We start from the raw sequence: 17,422 nt of genomic DNA, 5'->3' as shown, positions 1-17,422 counted from the left end.
ATCTGGGCGACTTTGACATCTTCTTAACTTTCCGAATGGCCAATTGACCGGAGCAAGTCGCACCGGATCCTGATCGGAAAAAGTTCGTTAAGTCGCTGTAAAACAACTGATATTAGAAGTGACGATAGTCAATTCCCACCGCTCGAATGCCGCCTTTTTTCTTCTTCCTTCATTTACCACCCGAAGGGCAAATCCGCCGTTAACCGGATGGTAACACTGTTCCTTAAGCCGTTGGAAATCGTCGCTGTCTAGATTGCGTCCATCCGAACAACGGAAACAGTTGTCGGGAAGTGCTGAACAACAATCGTCGAGTATAGGAGAGTTCCATGTCCAAGATTTTCGCTCGTTTTTTGAAAGATGAGTCTGGCGCGACTGCCATCGAGTATGGTCTGATCGCTGCTCTCATCTCCGTCGCCCTGATTGCCGGTGCATCCACGCTTGGTGATAGCCTTGATGCGCAGTTCGAGCGTCTCGGAGGCATTGTGGCTGACCCTGAAGCTGCTGCTGCCGATTAAGCCCAGCAGATCCATCGCAATTCAGAGCCGCCCTCATTGGGCGGCTTTACTGCATTTGACGCCGGACCAATCCTCCGGTTTGGACAAAGACGCATTCTTGAAGGAGGGCGTACCTATGGCAAGCATGGTTGTTGCAGCCTTGGTCTTTTGTATCCTCCCTCTGGGACTGGCGCTTGCCGCCATCAGCGACCTTTTCACGATGACGATCCCCAATCGGATATCGATCGTGTTGCTGGGAGGCTTTTTGATCCTTGCGCCGCTCTCGGGCCTTGCCTGGCCGGACATCGGCATGAGCCTTGTCGCTGGTCTTGCCGTCTTCGGCGGCTGTTTCGCGCTTTTCGCGCTGAATGTCATGGGCGGGGGGGATGCCAAGCTCCTGACTGCCTCGGCCGTCTGGTACGGCTTCAATCATTCGCTTCTGGCCTTCCTGGTGACCGTCGGTTATGTCGGCGGCGCCGTCACGTTGATCTTCCTTCTGCTGCGCGTGCGGGCGAATTCGGTCATGGCGATGGGAATTCCGCTGCCGGCCTCGCTGGTGACGGCGAAGAAAATCCCTTATGGCATTGCTATTGCGATTGCCGGCTTCCTGACTTTTGAACAGGCGCCCATTTATTCGCTGGCCATGAATGCTTTCCAGTAAAGGTTAGTGCGATGGAAAGATCGCGTTAACCAGAATTGTAAGCTTCTCATTAACCATAATTACACCATTGGAGGCCATTCTCCGGAGGAATTAATGTTCCCCCAAGGAATGGCCATGAAGCCAACCCGTATCATCATTCTCGCGGTCGCCGTGGTGGCGGCGGGCCTCGCCGGCCTGCTGGCCGTGCGCCTTGCCGGCAAAAAAGGCTCCGAGCTGGTGGAAACCGTGATCCAGAAGGAGCCGACGGTCAGGGTTCTGGTTTCCGCCGAGAACCTGCCGGTCGGCAGCCGTTTGACCGAGAAGGCGGTCCATTGGCTTTCCTGGCCGAAGAACGGCATTGTCGAAGGCTTCATCACCGACGACAAGCGGCCGGATGCCATCACGGAACTGCAGGGCGTGGTCGTGCGCATGCCGCTGTTCAAGGGCGAGCCCGTCCGCGCCGAAAAGATCGCCGATTCATCGAGCCGCATCATGTCTTCGCTTCTGCCCTCCGGGAAGCGTGCCGTCGCCACCGAAATTTCGGTCGCCACGGGCGCCGGCGGCTTCGTCCTGCCGAATGACCGCGTCGACATCATCATGGTGCGCGAGGGCAGGGAAGGTGGCGGCTACATCACCGAAAACATCCTGAACAATATCCGTGTGCTGGCGATCGACCAGCAGATCCAGGAGAGCGAGGACGGCAAGAAGGCGGTTGTCGGCACGACTGCGACGCTTGAGCTCACGCCGGATCAGGCCAAGGTCATCGCAGTTGCCCAGCAGATGGCGTCGCGGCTGACGCTCGCGTTGCGCTCCGTGGCGGATTCGCAGGAAGCCGATACGGCCGCGGCCGACTACCTGTTGCATGGCGGCGATGGCAAGGCGGATATCCAGGTCATCAAATCGGGCGCGATCGTCGGGAGCACGGCGACGGCGGCGGCGCAAGCGAAATGAACGGAGCGGTCACGTGGGAAATCTGAAACGCAGGATTCGCAGCTCGGCAGCGGCGGGCATGGCTTTCTGCCTTGCCTTTTCCGGCGTTCCGGCCGATGTCGCGCCGGTCAGCCTCGCGCCGGCTCGGGCTCTTGCGGCAGATGCCAGCATTGTTCGCATAACCGATGGCGGACCCGGAACCCGCAAGCGACTGCAACTCGGCCTCAACAAGGCGCTGGTGGTGGATCTGCCGTCGGACGCTCATGACATTCTCGTCGCCGACCCCTCCATGGCCGATGCAGTGACGCGCACCTCGCGGCGCATCTATCTTTTCGGCAAGGCAGTGGGGCAGACCAATATCTTCGTTTTCGGGTCGCATGGCGAGGAGATCGTCAGCCTGGACGTGGAAATCGAGCGCGACATCTCCGGCCTTCAGCAGAACCTTCGCCGCTTCCTGCCGGATTCCGATATCAAGGTCGAAATCATCTCCGACAACATCGTGCTCTCCGGCACGGTCCGGACGCCGCAGGATTCGGCCCAGGCGGAAAAGCTTGCCTCCGCCTTCCTGAGGGGCGGCGAGGCGACCACCAGAAACATCACCGCCCAGGGTAACTATGGTGATGCGGACATCTTCGCCGAAGACCGGCAGGTCTCGCAGATCGTCAATCTCCTGACGATCGAAGGCGAGGATCAGGTCACGCTGAAGGTCACCGTCGCCGAAGTCAGCCGCCAGGTGCTGAAACAGCTCGGTTTCAACGGGTCGGTATCGGGGCCTGACGGCTCGATCGCCTTCTCCAATCCTTCCAACCTCGGCAATGCGATCAACACCTTCGGGATGGCCTCCCTCGCTGGCACGATCGGCAACACCAGCCTTGCCACCTATATGAACGCCATGGAGCAGGCGGGTGTCATGCGCACGCTTGCCGAGCCGAGCCTGACGGCCATCTCCGGCCAGCAGGCGAAATTTTATGTCGGCGGCGAATTCCGCCTGCCTGCCGAACAGGAGGTCGGCCGCGACGAGGACACCGGCGCGCTGACCGTGACCCGCACGACCAACTCGGTCGATTACGGCATCGAACTCAATTTCAAGCCGGTTGTGCTGTCTCCGGGCCGCATTAGCCTGGTGATCGAGACCAATGTCTCCGAGCCGACCTATGAAGGCTCGGCCGTCACCGGCAATGGCAGCTCGCTTAGCGTTCAGGGCAACACCTATATGTCGATCCGCAAGCGCGAGGCTTCGACCACCGTCGAATTGCCGTCCGGCGGCTCGATCGTGATCGCCGGTCTGGTGCAGGACAATATCCGCCAGGCCATGTCCGGCCTTCCGGGCATCTCCAAGATTCCGGTCTTCGGCACCCTGTTCCGCAGCAAGGATTTCGTCCGCAACGAGACGGAACTCGTCATCATCGCGACGCCCTATCTCGTCCGTCCCGTTGCCCGCAGCGAAATCGCCCGGCCGGATGACAACTTCAACCCGGAAAACGATGCGGCAATGTATTTCCTCAATCGCGTGAACAAGATCTACGGCCGCAAGGAACCCGTCGCGGCGGGCCAGTACCACGGGGCGGTCGGCTTCATCTACAAGTGAGCGGTCATGGCTATTGAAACGAAGAAAATCTCCGCCGAAGGACAGGATGTCATGACCCAGGGCACGGTGAGGTCCCATCGTAGCAGGATTGCCGCCGCCGCCGTGCTTGCGGCATCTGCAATACTCCTCTCGGCTTGTGGCAACAGCCAGCTCACCACAGGCTCGATCCCCGATGATTATCGCACCCGTCATCCGATCGTGCTCGCGGAAGGCGAATATACCCTCGATATCCCCGTGGCTTCCGGCGATGCCCGGCTTTCGACGGGCATGAAGGACACGGTGCGGGGGTTTGCGCAGAGTTTTGCGTCCTCGCCGGCCGGCATAATGCAGATCCAGGTGCCGCACGGCTCCTACAATGCGGGTGCGGCCCAGCATCTGGCGGCTGAAATCCGTCGCACGCTGACAGCAGCGGGCGTCCAGCCCCACAAGATCCTGATGAGCAGCTATGCGGCCTCTCCGAATGGCGACGCCGCGCCCATCCGGCTCGCCTATGTGACGACCAAGCCGATGACGAACCAGTGCGGCGAGTGGCCGGCGGATCTGTCGGACAGCACGTTCGGCAACAAGAACTGGTACAATTTCGGCTGCGCCAGCCAGAATAACCTCGCCGCCCAGGTCGCCAATCCCACAGACCTTATCGCGCCGCGCGGCATGACCCCGATCGATGCGACGCAGCGGGCAAAGGTCATCAGCGATTATCGCGGCGAATCGACCAGCAGCACGACACCGTAGGCCAGGAGACCGGAGAAGAAGATGAGTCCGATCAACTACGAGATCCGAACTCCCGGTGAAGACGAACGGTTTGCCGAGGAAGCCGAGCGCCAGGGAGATCTGGACACGCTGCGTCCGCTTCCGCGCATATCGATCCATGCATTCTGCGAAAGCGAGGCCATGCAGCGGATGATGGACCGCATGGCGCGCGATCGCCGCATGGCCAAGGTCAATCTGCGCGTGACGATCGGCGGCACCGACGCCGCGGCCAACATGTTCGCGTCCACCCCGACGCCGAACCTGATCATCCTCGAAACCGAGACCGATCCGAAAAACCTGCTCGATGAACTGACGCCGCTTGCCGAGGTCTGCGATCCCTCGACACGGGTCATCATCGTCGGCCGCTATAACGATATAGCTCTGTACCGCGAGCTTATCCGCAACGGCATCTCCGAATATCTCGTCGGGCCGGTGCAGATGCAGGACATGCTGGCATCGATCTCTGCGATCTTCGTCGATCCGGAAGCCGAGCCGCTCGGCAGGTCGATCGCTTTCATCGGCGCAAAGGGCGGCGTGGGGTCCTCGACCATTGCCCATAACTGCGCCTTCGGTATTTCGAACCTCTTCTCGACCGAGACCATTCTCGCCGACCTCGACCTGCCTTTCGGCACGGCCAATATCGATTTTGACCAGGACCCGGCCCAGGGTATTGCGGAAGCCGTTTTTGCGCCCGAACGCCTCGACGAGGTCTTCCTCGACCGTCTGCTCACCAAATGCTCCGAGCATCTGTCTCTGTTGGCCGCGCCTTCGCTGCTTGATCGCGCCTACGATTTCGAGCGAGGCGCCTTCACGCCGATCATCGAGCTGCTGCAGCGCAGCGCGCCGGTCGCGGTGCTCGATCTCCCGCATGGCTGGACGGAATGGACGCGCGCCGTCCTGTCCGAAGTGGACGAAGTGGTGATCTGCGCCGTTCCCGATCTCGCCAACCTGCGCAATACCAAGAACATGATCGACGCGCTGAAGAAGCTCCGGCCGAATGATCGCCCGCCGCACCTCATCCTCAATCAGGTCGGCATGCCGAAGCGCCCGGAAATTGCGCCCGTCGACTTCATCGAGCCGTTGGAGATCGAGCCGATCGCCATCCTGCCTTTCGATGTGCAGCTTTTCGGCAACGCCGCCAATAGCGGCCGGATGATTTCCGAGATCGATGCGAAATCGCCAGCCGCCGAAACCTTCTCGCAGATCGCTCATATCGTCACGGGTCGTGTAGCGATGAAGAAGGCAAAGAAGGGCGGCCTCGGCAATATTCTCGGGATGCTGTCCCGCAGGAAGGCATAAGGCATGTTCGGAAAACGCGGAAACGAGGGGTTTGGGAAAAGTGCGGCCGGGCTTGCGCCGCCGCCGACTGTCACGTCCACTCCGGCCACGCCCGCAATGGCAAGGCCTCTGGCCCCGGAAGTCCTCGCCGAACCCATGCGGGACCCGGCCGTCCAGCGCCAGCCGGTTTCATCGCCGACGCTCGCTCCCCAGGCTCCGGCCCGCAGGAAGCCGGTTCGCACCGAGCTCTATTACGATACGAAGAGCCAGGTTTTTTCGGCGCTGATCGATACGATCGACCTTTCCCAGCTTGCCAAGCTGGATGCCGAGAGTGCGCGCGAGGAAATCCGCGACATCGTCAACGACATCATCACGATCAAGAATTTCGCGATGTCGATTTCCGAGCAGGAGGAACTGCTCGAGGACATCTGCAACGACGTTTTGGGCTACGGTCCGCTGGAGCCGTTGCTCGCCCGTGACGACATCGCCGACATCATGGTGAACGGTGCCGGCCAGACCTTCATCGAAGTCGGCGGCAAGACGATCGAATCCGATATCCGCTTCCGCGACAACGCCCAGCTTCTGTCGATCTGCCAGCGCATCGTCAGCCAGGTGGGCCGTCGTGTCGACGAATCCTCGCCGATCTGCGACGCGCGCCTGCCGGACGGTTCGCGCGTAAACGTCATCGCGCCGCCGCTTGCGATCGACGGCCCGGCGCTCACCATCCGCAAGTTCAAGAAGGACAAGCTGAACCTCGACCAGCTCGTCAAGTTCGGGGCGATCACGCCGGAAGGCGCGGTCCTGCTGCAGATCATCGGGCGGGTTCGCTGCAACATCGTCATCTCCGGCGGCACGGGCTCGGGCAAGACGACGCTTCTGAACTGCCTCACCAACTACATCGACAAGGAAGAGCGGGTCATCACCTGCGAGGATACGGCCGAACTTCAGCTGCAGCAGCCGCATGTGGTGCGTCTGGAAACCCGTCCGCCGAACATCGAAGGCGAGGGCGAGATCACCATGCGCGACCTCGTGAAGAACTGCCTGCGCATGCGTCCCGAACGCATCATCGTCGGCGAAGTGCGTGGACCGGAAGTCTTTGACTTGCTGCAGGCGATGAACACCGGTCACGACGGTTCGATGGGTACGATCCACGCCAACACGCCGCGCGAATGTCTAAGCCGCATGGAATCGATGATCGCCATGGGCGGCTATTCGCTGCCAGCCAAGACAGTGCGCGAGATCATCACCGGCTCGATCGACGTTATCATCCAGGCCGCCCGCCTCCGCGACGGTTCGCGCCGCATCACCCAGATTACCGAGGTGATCGGCATGGAAGGCGACGTGATCGTAACCCAGGATCTGATGCGCTACGAGATCGAGGGTGAGGATGCGAATGGCCGGCTGATCGGCCAGCATGTGTCGACGGGCATCGCCAAGCCGCATTTCTGGGATCGCGCCCGCTATTTCAATGAGGAAAAGCGCCTGGCCGCGGCGCTCGACGCGATGGAACGGTCCAAGGACTGAAGGCAGAGGAGAACACGCCATGTTCGGGCTGGATATCACTGTCGTAGCGATCATCGCCCTCGTGGCGATCGCTGCGGCTGCGGTCTGTTACGGCCTTCTGTTCTCCCGCATGGAAGTGGAAAAGAAGGCCGATACGCGGCTGAGCCGGGTCAAGGCCGCCGAGACGGACTTTGCCAAAGCCAACGCGGCCCGCGATCGCGTTCAGGAACTCTCCAAGCGCCGCAAATCCGTGCAGGATTCGCTGAAGGATCTCGAGAAGAAGCAGGAAGAGAAGAGCAGGAAGCTGGGCGATGGCAGCTTGAAATCCAGGCTCGCCCAGACAGGTCTGCCGCTGACCGTGGGGCGCTTCTATGTGTTCAGCGCCCTTTTCGGCGTTTTCGTCTTTCTGGTGACCCTGATAGCGGGCCTGCCCATGCTGGCGGCGATCGGAGCGGCTTTCGTCTCGACCGTCGGTCTGCCGCGCTGGGTGATCGGCTACCTGGTCAAGCGCCGCCAGCGGAAGTTCCTCGACGAATTCCCGAATGCGCTTGATGTCATGGTGCGCTCGATCAAATCCGGCCTGCCGCTCAACGATGCGCTGCGCCTGATCGCATCCGACGGCCAGGAGCCGGTGAAGGCGGAATTCCGCCGGGTGGTGGAATCCCAGCAGGTGAGTTTGAGCATTCCCGAAGCCTGCACGCGCATGATGTTGACCATGCCGCTGCCGGAGGTGAATTTCTTTTCCATCGTCATCACCATCCAGAGCCAGGCAGGTGGCAACTTGTCCGAAGCGCTTGGCAATCTTTCGAGGGTGCTGCGCGACCGCAAGAAGATGAAGGCCAAGGTCAGCGCCCTTTCCATGGAAGCGAAAGCCTCGGCGGTCATCATCGGCGCGCTGCCCTTCATCGTGGCGCTGCTCGTCTATCTCACGTCGCCCGACTATATCGCGATCCTCTTCACGGATCCGCGCGGCCACCTGATCCTCTTGTTTTCCGGTGTCTGGATGTCGATCGGCATTTTCGTCATGCGCAACATGATCAATTTCGACATCTGAGGAGGGGCCATGAAGGGACTTGCGACCACGCTGACCGATCCGACCCTGCTTCTGGCCGTCCTCGTGGCGGTTGCGGTTTTCGCGACGCTCTACACGCTGGCGAGCCCGTTCCTTGAAAAGGGAAATCTCGAAAAGCGCATGAAAGCCGTTTCCACCGAGCGAGAGCAGATCCGCGCCCGCGAGCGGGCCCGGATGAATGCCGAGCAATCGAAGACGTCGCTGCGTGCACAGAACAACCAATCCGTCCGCCAGATCGTCGAGCGTTTCAACCTGCGCAAGGCGCTGGTCGATGACAACACGGTCAACAAGCTGCGCGCCGCGGGTCTCCGGTCGCAGAATGCCCTCAACATCTTCCTGGTGGCGCGCTTCCTGCTGCCCTTCGTCTTTCTGACGGCAGCGGTGATCTGGATCTTCGTGCTTGGCAATCTTGCCTCACGCCCGTTCCCGATTCGCATGCTGGCGGCGATCGGCTTCGCCTATGTCGGCTTCTACGCACCGAACATCTACGTCACCAACCTCATGAACAAACGCCAGCATTCCATCAAGCGCGCCTGGCCGGATGCGCTCGACCTGATGCTGATCTGCGTCGAATCGGGGATTTCCATGGAAGCGGCCATGCGCCGTGTCGCAGAGGAAATGGCGCAGCAGTCGCCGCCGCTTGCCGAGGAAATGGTGCTGACGATGGCCGAGCTCTCCTTCCTGCAGGACCGTCGTACCGCTTTGGAAAATCTTGGGCTGCGTACCCAGCTCGATATCGTGAAGTCTGTCACCCAGGCACTCATTCAGGCGGAACGCTACGGTACGCCGATCGCCCAGGCGCTCCGTGTGCTCGCCCAGGAGGGCCGCGACGAGCGCATGAACGAGGCGGAGAAGAAGGCGGCGGCCCTGCCGCCGAAGCTCACCGTGCCGATGATCCTGTTCTTCCTGCCGGTGCTGATCGCTGTCATTCTCGGTCCTGCCGGCATCCAGGTTGCCGACAAATTCTGACCCTTTCGGCCCTATGCCCCTGCATCCCGGTTGCCGGGTCGCCTGAACATGAGCTGAATTCCGGTTTCAGAACGCATTCAGGAGCGTCTTGCTAGTGTCCTCACAGGTCGCGGCAATCCCGGTCCCATCGGCCAGAGCCGTTGAACGCGACATCGAATTCGGAGGAATCACTCATGCTGACAAGGCTTTGCATAAACCTCGTCCTGATCGGCGGCATCGTCACCGTGGTCTCGCGTCTTCTCTGACGGCGGCGCCACGTGAGCGTTGGCAGAAGAGATCGGTAGGACCTGCCAATATGATCGCCTGCGGGACTCGGCCGGAGCATTGCCAGGGTCTCGCTGCCTGTCCGTGTGGTGTGTTGATCCTAGCTCGGCAGGCCGAAGATCTTTTCAAGCCCTTCCCAGGTCTCGTCCATCGCATAGGCTCCGAGGAAGGGCAGGCCCACATGGCCATAGAGAAGCGAGAGCTGCCATTCCGCTGTTTCTTCATCGATATTGGCGACCTGCTGCAGGTAGATCACGGAAGCGAGGCCGGTGCGATCGGCGCCGCCCTGGCAATGGATCAGGATCGGCTTCGGTGCATCGTGCAGCAGGGCGATGAGCTTTTCGCTCTCCTCGGGAGAGAGCTGCCGCATGGCCGACATGCGGAAATCGATATGCTGGACGCCGAGACGGTCGGTAGCGGCAACCTCGTCCTTGTACCATTCCCTTTGGCTGGAGCCCCGCAGATTGAGGACGGTCTTGATGCCGTACCGCTTGATATAGTCGGTGAGGGCGCTCGCCGTGGGCTGTGCCGAGCGATAGAGCTGCCCGGGCAGAACTTCATGGAAGTTGCCGGTCAGTTGGAGAATGCCGAGATAAGCGCCGGTCGACAGCAGGATTGCTGCAGACAGCATTGCAGATCGCTTGAAGAATTTCCACATGGCCACCGTCCCTTTGGCGACGACCATCGTAATGGATTGCGGCAATTTTAGAATGGTTCTTGAATATTAATTTGTGGCGGTTTTTGCCTTGTTGTCCTTGTCGGCGAGCTTGGCCCAGGAACTCCGCTGCGAAAGCATTGCGCGCAGGTAGGTGACGTTGGCATCCGCCTGCTGTTGCGAGAGCTCCCGGCGGGCGATCTCTTCGGCTTCCGCAAAACGGCCCTGCAGGCCGACGACGAGCGCAAGGTTCTGGCGCACCCGGCTGTCGGCGGCTGGTTGGCCGGCGGCGTTGCGCATATAGGTTTCGGCCGTCCTGAGGTCGCCGGAGAGCACGTAGGACATGCCGAGATTGGAGATCACGCTCGGCTCGTTCGGCTGTGCATCGAGCGCCAGACGATATTTCTGGCGCGCCTCTTCCGAGCGGCCGAGCTGGTCGAGCACGGCGCCTTCCGCCGAATAGAGTCTCCAGTCGGGATGATCCGGCGTCTGGGCCCGGTTGATCGTCGCGAGTGCCTGTTCGAGCTGGCCGGCGGCGGCCTGCGCCTTGCCGTAGGCGGCAAGCACGTCGCGGTCGGCCGGATGGGCGATCGCCACCTGCTGCATCACGGCAAGCGCCTGCGAGGTCTTGCCCGTCATGCCGAGCACGGTTGCGTATCTGAGGCCGATCTCCTTGTTTTTCGGATCACGGACATAGGCGGCGCCGATCGATTTCTCCGTGTTCGAAAGCTCCGTTGCGTTCATCCCTTCCAGCGATGCGGCGGAAATCTGCGGGATCGAGCCGGTCGTCCGCGCGTCCGGCTTTGTGGCACAACCTGCAACCGAAAGCGCCAGAAGTGCCATTGCGGCCGTCCGGGCGAAGCAGGTCTTGCGGAATGTCGGGGCGGCAGGAGCGGTCATCGTGCGGGTCTCGTGGTGGTCCGGTGCCGACGCTTTTTCGTTTTTCGATCCGGCGGCGGGCATATGGCGCATTTCCACTCCAGCAATAAACTGTTAACCCTAACAGACCGTTAAACCCAACGATTCCAGACGCTTCCGAAGGCTCGCCCCATGACCCCCTATCAGTATATCGAACGTCCGTCTCCCTTCAGCGCGAAAGGCGCGGTGACAAAGCCGGTTCATGCCGTCACGCCCGCAGATCTAGAAGCGGGGAAATTCAATCCCGCAGCGCTTGCCTGGGCGAAAGCGGCGGGTTTCAAGGCGGAGGCTGGCGCGCTTCTTCTCGTGCCGGGTGGCGATGGGGAGGTCGCCAGTGCCTTCTTTGGCCTCGGCAGTGATCCGACGGAAGCGCCCTTCATGACCGGCAAGCTTTCAAAACTCCTTCCGCCCGGCGACTGGCATGTCGAGACGACGGCGCTGGCCGCGGATCATCTCGCTCTCGGCTATGGTCTCGGCACCTATGGCTTCAACCGCTACAAGTCCGACAAGCAGAAGGATGTCCGGTTTTCCGTATCGGAAGCGGCCGATTCCGCCGATATCGAGCGTCAGCTCGCGGGCGTCTTCCTGGCCCGCGACCTCGTCAACATCCCGACGAACGAAATGGGCCCGGCCGAGCTGGAAGCGGCTTTCCGGGCGCTTGGCGAGCACTATGGTGCAACCGTCACCTCGATCGTCGGCGAAGACCTCTTGAAGCAGAACTTTCCGCTGGTCCACACGGTCGGTCGCGCCAGCGCCTCGCCGCCGCGGCTGCTCGAGCTGCGCTGGGGCGAAAAGGGCCATCCGCGTGTGACGCTGGTCGGCAAGGGCGTCTGCTTCGATACCGGCGGCCTCGACATCAAGGGCGCCGCGAACATGGCCCTGATGAAGAAGGACATGGGCGGCGCGGCGAATGTCATGGGCCTTGCCCTGATGATTATGGATGCCGGCCTGAAGATCGATCTGCAGGTGTTGGTGCCGGCGGTCGAGAACTCCATTTCCGGCAATGCCTTCCGTCCCGGTGATATCTACAGGAGCCGCAAGGGCGTCACCGTGCAGATCGACAATACCGATGCCGAAGGCCGGCTCATCCTCGCCGATGCGCTCGCCTATGCGGACGAGAACCCGCCGGACCTGATGATCGACATGTCTACGCTGACGGGGGCTGCCCGCGTCGCGCTCGGCACGGAGCTTGCGCCCTATTTCACGGATGACGAAGCGCTCTCGGCGAAGCTCATGGAGGCGTCGAAGGAGGAAGCCGATCCCATGTGGCGCCTGCCTCTCTGGATGGGCTACGACAAGGATATCCGCTCCCGCGCCGCCGATATCACCAACTCCCCTTCGGGCGGCATGGCTGGCGCCATTACCGCGGCACTTTTCCTGAAGCGGTTCGTCACGGCTACGAAGAGCTGGGCGCATTTCGATATCTATGCCTGGGTTCTGGCCGACAAGCCGCATGTACCCGTCGGCGGTGAAGCTTTCGCGATCCGTGCACTCTACAAGGTGATCCGCGGCATAGCGGCAAGATGATTCGCTAGCGAAACGAACCGGTAAGACCTTCGCTTTAAAATTCGCGGGATTTGGATCAGAGGGCGAAAATGCCGGTTGAACTGACGGCGACGGAAGCTTTGGGCCTCTGGCGCCGGGTCTCGCTGGAGCAGGTGCGGCATGACGGGCGCGATCTGACATTGCGCCAGATGTCTATCCTGCTGCATATTTACCTCGTGCCGCCGCCGCATACGGTGCGCGGGCTCGCCGCCACGCTGGGCGTCACCAAGCCAGTCGTTACCCGCGCGCTGGATACGATGGGCGAGATGGGCTTGGTGGACCGCGAACGCGACGAGCGCGACCGCCGCAACGTCGTCATCAAGCGCACGGTGGCTGGTGCACTGTTTCTTGAAAAACTGGGTGACCTGATCATCCGGGAAGGCCGCAAGCCTGGAGCTTGAAGAATGATGGAAATACTCGACAGACGCCTGCATGCCTTCCGCACCGATCTCGCCGACGAGACGTTGAAAGGAAGTGTCGAGGCCGCGAATTTCGTTCGTGGCGAGCCGGCTCGTATTGCAGTGCCGGTGGCGCAACTGCGTCCCGGACCTGATCTTGCTCGCGGCATCGATACCGAACTTCTGTTCGGTGAAACTGTGCGGGTTTTCGACCGCGCTGGCGGTTTTGCCTGGGTTCAGGCGGATCAGGACCGCTATGTCGGTTACCTGCCGGAAACGATGCTCGGCAGCCCGGAGGAGCCGACCCATCGCATCGCCGTCCAGCGAACGTTCCTTTATCCCGAGCCGGAATTGCGAAAGCCACCGACCGCAACCCTCTCCATGGGCAGTCGCATCACGGTGGTCGGCGAGGTGGAGACCCGTGGCACCCGTTATTTCGTGCTTTCGACCGGCGGGGCGGTGATTGCACGTCATTGCCTGCCTGTCGCCGAGACCATGGGGGACGATTACGTCGCGGTGGCGGAAAAATTCATCGAGACCCCCTATCTGTGGGGTGGCCGTTCCGGTTTCGGCCTCGATTGCTCGGCCCTGGTGCAACTATCCCTGATGATGGTCGGAAAATCCGCACCGCGCGATTCCGACATGCAGGTTTCGATCGGCTCGGCCATCACCCGCGAGGAACTTCGCCGCGGCGACCTGGTTTTCTGGAAGGGCCATGTGGGCATCATGGAGAACGAGCAAACCCTTCTCCACGCCAATGGCCACACAATGAGCGTCGCCCGCGAAGGCTTCGAAGAGGCGGTGAAGCGTATCGGCTGGCTGTACGAACAGCCGACAGGCTATCGCCGTTTGGGATAACCGGCGATGATCACGCAAACGTGGGAACAGTCCCATGGAATGAAAACCTTGCCGTCCATATCTTGGATTCATCCGTGGGTTCCGCGGATGAGGAGTGGGATGATGATGCTCAAAGGTGCGTGGATATTGCCGGCCGTGATGTTCGTGGCACTGCTTGTTGCCGCGCTTTTCCCCATGGATGTCTTTGCCGCGGATCGCGACGAGTTCCGCAGGAGCCAGCCGACCTATTTCAGGAACCTTCCGGGCGTGGTGCCGGAAGAAGAGCGCGTAAGGCGTGATTCCTACACCTGCTCCAGCGATATCGAATATGTCTATCGGCCGCGCGGCAGATACGACATCCTCTATGGCGACGTTGCACCGACCCGCATCTATCGTTGCAGGACGGAAGGCGGCGCGACCTTTTCCGGAACCGATCTGCCGAATACCCAATGGGTTCCGGGCCTGAACCCGCGCCATCTGCCCGAATAGGGCAATCTTTTTTCAAAGCCCGCTTCGGAAAAGACCGGATATTGCGATCTCTCGCGAGGTCATTGACGATGTCTCGCGGCTGCCCCACAACCTTCTGATAGTAAATTTGGTGCACCGGGAGGAGACGAGGTGTTCCACGCAAGCATGAAATTCGCCCTTGGTGAGGAGGTCGAGGCCGTGCACGAGACGGTTCATCGTTTCGCGCAGGAGAAACTGGCGCCGCGCGCCGAAGAGATCGATCGCAGCAACGAATTCGCCCGCGATCTCTGGCCGCAACTTGGGAGCCTCGGCCTGCTCGGCATCACTGCCGATCCGGATTTCGGCGGCTCGGGCCTCGGCTATCTTGCCCATGTCGTGGCCGTCGAGGAACTCGCCCGTGCTTCCGCCTCGACTTCGCTCAGCTATGGCGCCCATTCCAACCTCTGCGTCAATCAGGTCAACCGCAACGGCAATGCCGAGCAGAAGGCGCGCTACCTGCCGAAACTCTGCTCGGGCGAACATGTCGGCGCGCTCGCCATGTCGGAGCCCGGCGCCGGCTCGGACGTCGTGTCCATGAAGCTCAGGGCGGAAAAGCGCGGTGACCGTTACGTACTGAACGGCAGCAAGATGTGGATCACCAACGGCCCGGACGCGGATGTGCTGGTGGTCTATGCCAAGACCGACCCGGCTGCGGGACCGAAGGGGATTACCGCTTTCCTCATCGAGAAAGGCTTCAAGGGGTTCGCGACCGCCCAGAAACTCGACAAGCTCGGCATGCGCGGTTCCAATACCTGCGAACTGGTGTTCCAGGATTGCGAGGTGCCGGCCGAAAACGTCATGGGCATGGAAGGCGGCGGCGTCAGGGTTCTCATGTCCGGCCTCGATTACGAGCGCGTCGTGCTCGCCGGCATCGGTGTCGGCATCATGCATGCCTGTCTCGATGTGGTCATGCCCTATGTCCATGAGCGAAAGCAGTTCGGCCAGCCGATCGGCGAGTTCCAGCTCATCCAGGCCAAGGTCGCCGACATGTATACGGCGATGAATTCCGCCCGCGCCTATGTCTATGCGGTCGCCGGCGCCTGCGATCGCGGCGAGGTAACGAGGCAGGATGCCGCCGCCTGCTGCCTTTATGCCTCGGAACAGGCGACGCAACAGGCGCTCCAGGCAATCCAGGTGCTCGGCGGCAACGGTTATATCAACGACAATCCGACCGGCCGGCTGCTGCGCGACGCCAAGCTGATGGAGATCGGTGCCGGCACGTCCGAAATCCGCCGCATGCTGATCGGCCGCGAACTCTTCAGGGAGACCGCCTGATGGCCGTCATTCGCTCGCAGGTCAATTTGAGGAGCGAGCTGGCCGAAGCCAATCGCGCCGCCATGCATGCGAAACTCGTGGAGATCGAGGCGGCCGTGGTGTTCGCCGAAGCAGGCGGCGGCGAGGAAGCGCGGGCGCGGCATGTCAAACGCGGCAAGCTTTTGCCGCGCGAGCGCATCGCAAGGCTTCTGGATCACGGCTCGCCGTTCCTCGAAGTGGGCGCCACCGCGGCGCACGGGCTTTATGGCGGCGCCAGTCCGTCCGCCGGCATCGTCACCGGCATCGGCCGGGTCGAGGGCCGCGAGGTGATGATCGTCGCCAACGATGCGACGGTTAAGGGCGGCACCTACTATCCGATGACAGTGAAGAAGCATCTGCGCGCCCAGGAGATCGCCGAGGAAAATCGCCTGCCTTGCGTCTATCTGGTCGATTCCGGCGGCGCCAACCTGCCGAACCAGGACGAGGTCTTTCCGGACCGGGATCATTTCGGCCGCATCTTCTACAATCAGGCGCACATGTCGGCCAGGGGCATTGCCCAGATCGCCGCGGTCATGGGTTCCTGTACGGCGGGCGGAGCCTATGTGCCGGCCATGTCTGACGAGGCGATCATCGTCAGGGACCAGGGCACGATTTTCCTGGCCGGCCCGCCGCTGGTGAAGGCGGCGACGGGCGAGGAGGTGAGCGCCGAAGAGCTCGGTGGCGGCGATGTCCATACAAGGCTTTCCGGCGTTGCGGACCATCTCGCCCGCGATGAGGCCCATGCGCTGGCGCTGGTCCGCCGCGCGGTCGCCGGCCTGAATATCCGCAAGCCGGAAACGGTCGTTCTCGCAACGCCGGAGGATCCGCTCTATGACCCGGAAGAGATTGCAGCGATCGTACCGGCCTCTCTTTCGACGCCTTATGACATCCGTGAGGTGATCGCCCGGATCGTCGATGGCTCCCGTTTCGATGAATTCAAGGCGCGGTACGGCACGACGCTGGTCTGCGGTTTCGCCCACGTCTTCGGAATTCCCGTCGGCATCGTGGCCAACAACGGCGTGCTCTTCTCCGAAAGCGCGCAGAAGGGCGCGCATTTCATCGAACTCTGCTCGCAGCGGAAAATCCCGCTCGTCTTCCTGCAGAACATCACCGGCTTCATGGTCGGGCGGCGCTATGAGGCGGAAGGCATCGCCAAGCACGGCGCCAAACTGGTGACCGCTGTCGCCACCACATCGGTCCCGAAGGTAACGATCCTGGTCGGCGGCTCTTTCGGCGCCGGCAATTACGGCATGGCGGGACGTGCCTATTCGCCGCGTTTCCTCTGGACTTGGCCGAACAGTCGCATCTCGGTCATGGGCGGCCCGCAGGCGGCTGGCGTGCTGGCGACGGTCAGGCGCGAGGCGATCGAACGCGGCGGCAAGTCGTGGAGTGCCGAAGAGGAGGCGGCGTTCAAACAGCCGGTGCTCGACCGGTTCGAGGAGCAGAGCCACCCGCTCTATGCCTCCGCAAGGCTTTGGGACGACGGCATCATCCATCCGGCGAAGACGCGGCAAGTCCTGGCTCTCAGCCTCTCCGCCGCGCTCAACGCGCCGATCGAGGACACACGCTTCGGCGTGTTCCGCATGTGAGGCGCGGATGACGGATTACACAAACTTCTTCGGGCCTGGCCGCCGTCGACCTCACGAGGGGAGTGAAACCGTGGCGGCATACCGATCTCCCCCCTTGAGGGGGAGATGCCCGGCAAGGCAGAGGGGGGTATTTTGGCATACTCACCGAGATCTGGCTCCGCCGCAACGCCGCTACCCCCCTCTGTCACCTTC

17 protein-coding genes are annotated in these 17,422 nt (G+C 61.6%); 15 read left to right on the top strand and 2 right to left on the bottom strand.

The annotated features are described in order from the left end of the window. The first annotated feature begins 326 nt into the window (after positions 1 to 326). From JL39_RS30250 to JL39_RS30210, 9 genes are all read left to right on the top strand, one after another. Complete coding sequence (locus JL39_RS30250) at positions 327 to 515, top strand: Flp family type IVb pilin (RefSeq protein WP_037159579.1); 189 nt, start codon at positions 327 to 329, stop codon at positions 513 to 515. Between the two features lie 124 nt (positions 516 to 639). Next, the gene (locus JL39_RS30245; RefSeq protein ID WP_037160139.1) at positions 640 to 1,155 is read left to right on the top strand and encodes a prepilin peptidase; all 516 of its coding nucleotides are present in this window, start codon (positions 640 to 642) and stop codon (positions 1,153 to 1,155) included. A gap of 114 nt (positions 1,156 to 1,269) precedes the next feature. After that, positions 1,270 to 2,085, top strand: coding sequence for a Flp pilus assembly protein CpaB (gene cpaB / locus JL39_RS30240; protein WP_037160135.1), 816 nt, complete (start codon positions 1,270 to 1,272; stop codon positions 2,083 to 2,085). 13 nt (positions 2,086 to 2,098) lie between these two features. Beyond that, positions 2,099 to 3,652, top strand: a complete 1,554-nt coding sequence (locus JL39_RS30235; protein ID WP_037159576.1) for a type II and III secretion system protein family protein — start codon at positions 2,099 to 2,101, stop codon at positions 3,650 to 3,652. Positions 3,653 to 3,658: 6 nt separating this feature from the next. After that, positions 3,659 to 4,384, top strand: coding sequence for a CpaD family pilus assembly protein (locus JL39_RS30230; RefSeq protein ID WP_081953034.1), 726 nt, complete (start codon positions 3,659 to 3,661; stop codon positions 4,382 to 4,384). Positions 4,385 to 4,405: 21 nt separating this feature from the next. Continuing rightward, positions 4,406 to 5,701 carry a hypothetical protein gene (locus tag JL39_RS30225; RefSeq protein ID WP_037159573.1) on the top strand — a complete coding sequence of 432 codons (1,296 nt, stop codon included), beginning with the start codon at positions 4,406 to 4,408 and terminating at the stop codon, positions 5,699 to 5,701. A 3-nt stretch (positions 5,702 to 5,704) separates the two neighbouring features. Further along, positions 5,705 to 7,204: a CpaF family protein gene (locus JL39_RS30220; RefSeq protein WP_037159570.1), complete on the top strand. Its 1,500-nt coding sequence runs from the start codon at positions 5,705 to 5,707 to the stop codon at positions 7,202 to 7,204. Between the two features lie 19 nt (positions 7,205 to 7,223). Continuing rightward, positions 7,224 to 8,237 (top strand): type II secretion system F family protein, encoded by a 1,014-nt coding sequence (locus JL39_RS30215; protein ID WP_037159567.1) that lies wholly within the window; start codon positions 7,224 to 7,226, stop codon positions 8,235 to 8,237. Positions 8,238 to 8,246: 9 nt separating this feature from the next. After that, a complete protein-coding gene (locus tag JL39_RS30210; RefSeq protein ID WP_037159563.1) occupies positions 8,247 to 9,224 on the top strand; it encodes a type II secretion system F family protein in 978 nt (325 codons plus the stop codon). A 364-nt stretch (positions 9,225 to 9,588) separates the two neighbouring features. On the opposite strand, the gene JL39_RS30205 is transcribed toward JL39_RS30210, so the two are convergent. Next, positions 9,589 to 10,191, bottom strand: a complete 603-nt coding sequence (locus tag JL39_RS30205) for a dual specificity protein phosphatase family protein (protein ID WP_320443045.1) — start codon at positions 10,189 to 10,191, stop codon at positions 9,589 to 9,591. A gap of 21 nt (positions 10,192 to 10,212) precedes the next feature. Further along, positions 10,213 to 11,043 (bottom strand): tetratricopeptide repeat protein, encoded by an 831-nt coding sequence (locus JL39_RS30200; protein WP_037160126.1) that lies wholly within the window; start codon positions 11,041 to 11,043, stop codon positions 10,213 to 10,215. 150 nt (positions 11,044 to 11,193) lie between these two features. Here JL39_RS30200 and JL39_RS30195 point away from each other — a divergent pair, with 150 nt between their 5' ends. From JL39_RS30195 to JL39_RS30170, 6 genes are all read left to right on the top strand, one after another. Beyond that, positions 11,194 to 12,588 (top strand): leucyl aminopeptidase family protein, encoded by a 1,395-nt coding sequence (locus JL39_RS30195; protein ID WP_037159560.1) that lies wholly within the window; start codon positions 11,194 to 11,196, stop codon positions 12,586 to 12,588. A gap of 68 nt (positions 12,589 to 12,656) precedes the next feature. Further along, a complete protein-coding gene (locus JL39_RS30190) occupies positions 12,657 to 13,007 on the top strand; it encodes a MarR family winged helix-turn-helix transcriptional regulator (RefSeq protein ID WP_037159557.1) in 351 nt (116 codons plus the stop codon). A gap of 6 nt (positions 13,008 to 13,013) precedes the next feature. Next, positions 13,014 to 13,862 (top strand): NlpC/P60 family protein, encoded by an 849-nt coding sequence (locus tag JL39_RS30185; protein WP_037160123.1) that lies wholly within the window; start codon positions 13,014 to 13,016, stop codon positions 13,860 to 13,862. A 99-nt stretch (positions 13,863 to 13,961) separates the two neighbouring features. Next, complete coding sequence (locus tag JL39_RS30180; protein ID WP_037159553.1) at positions 13,962 to 14,330, top strand: hypothetical protein; 369 nt, start codon at positions 13,962 to 13,964, stop codon at positions 14,328 to 14,330. A 144-nt stretch (positions 14,331 to 14,474) separates the two neighbouring features. Then, positions 14,475 to 15,623: an isovaleryl-CoA dehydrogenase gene (locus JL39_RS30175; RefSeq protein WP_200884027.1), complete on the top strand. Its 1,149-nt coding sequence runs from the start codon at positions 14,475 to 14,477 to the stop codon at positions 15,621 to 15,623. Continuing rightward, a complete protein-coding gene (locus JL39_RS30170) occupies positions 15,623 to 17,230 on the top strand; it encodes a carboxyl transferase domain-containing protein (protein ID WP_037159547.1) in 1,608 nt (535 codons plus the stop codon). Before JL39_RS30175 ends, JL39_RS30170 begins: the two co-directional genes overlap by 1 nt. Positions 17,231 to 17,422 lie beyond the last annotated feature (192 nt).

It is taken from the genome of Rhizobium sp. YS-1r, from assembly GCF_000757525.1.
Taxonomy (GTDB): domain Bacteria; phylum Pseudomonadota; class Alphaproteobacteria; order Rhizobiales; family Rhizobiaceae; genus Neorhizobium; species Neorhizobium petrolearium.
This window is presented reverse-complemented; position numbering and strand designations above follow the sequence as displayed.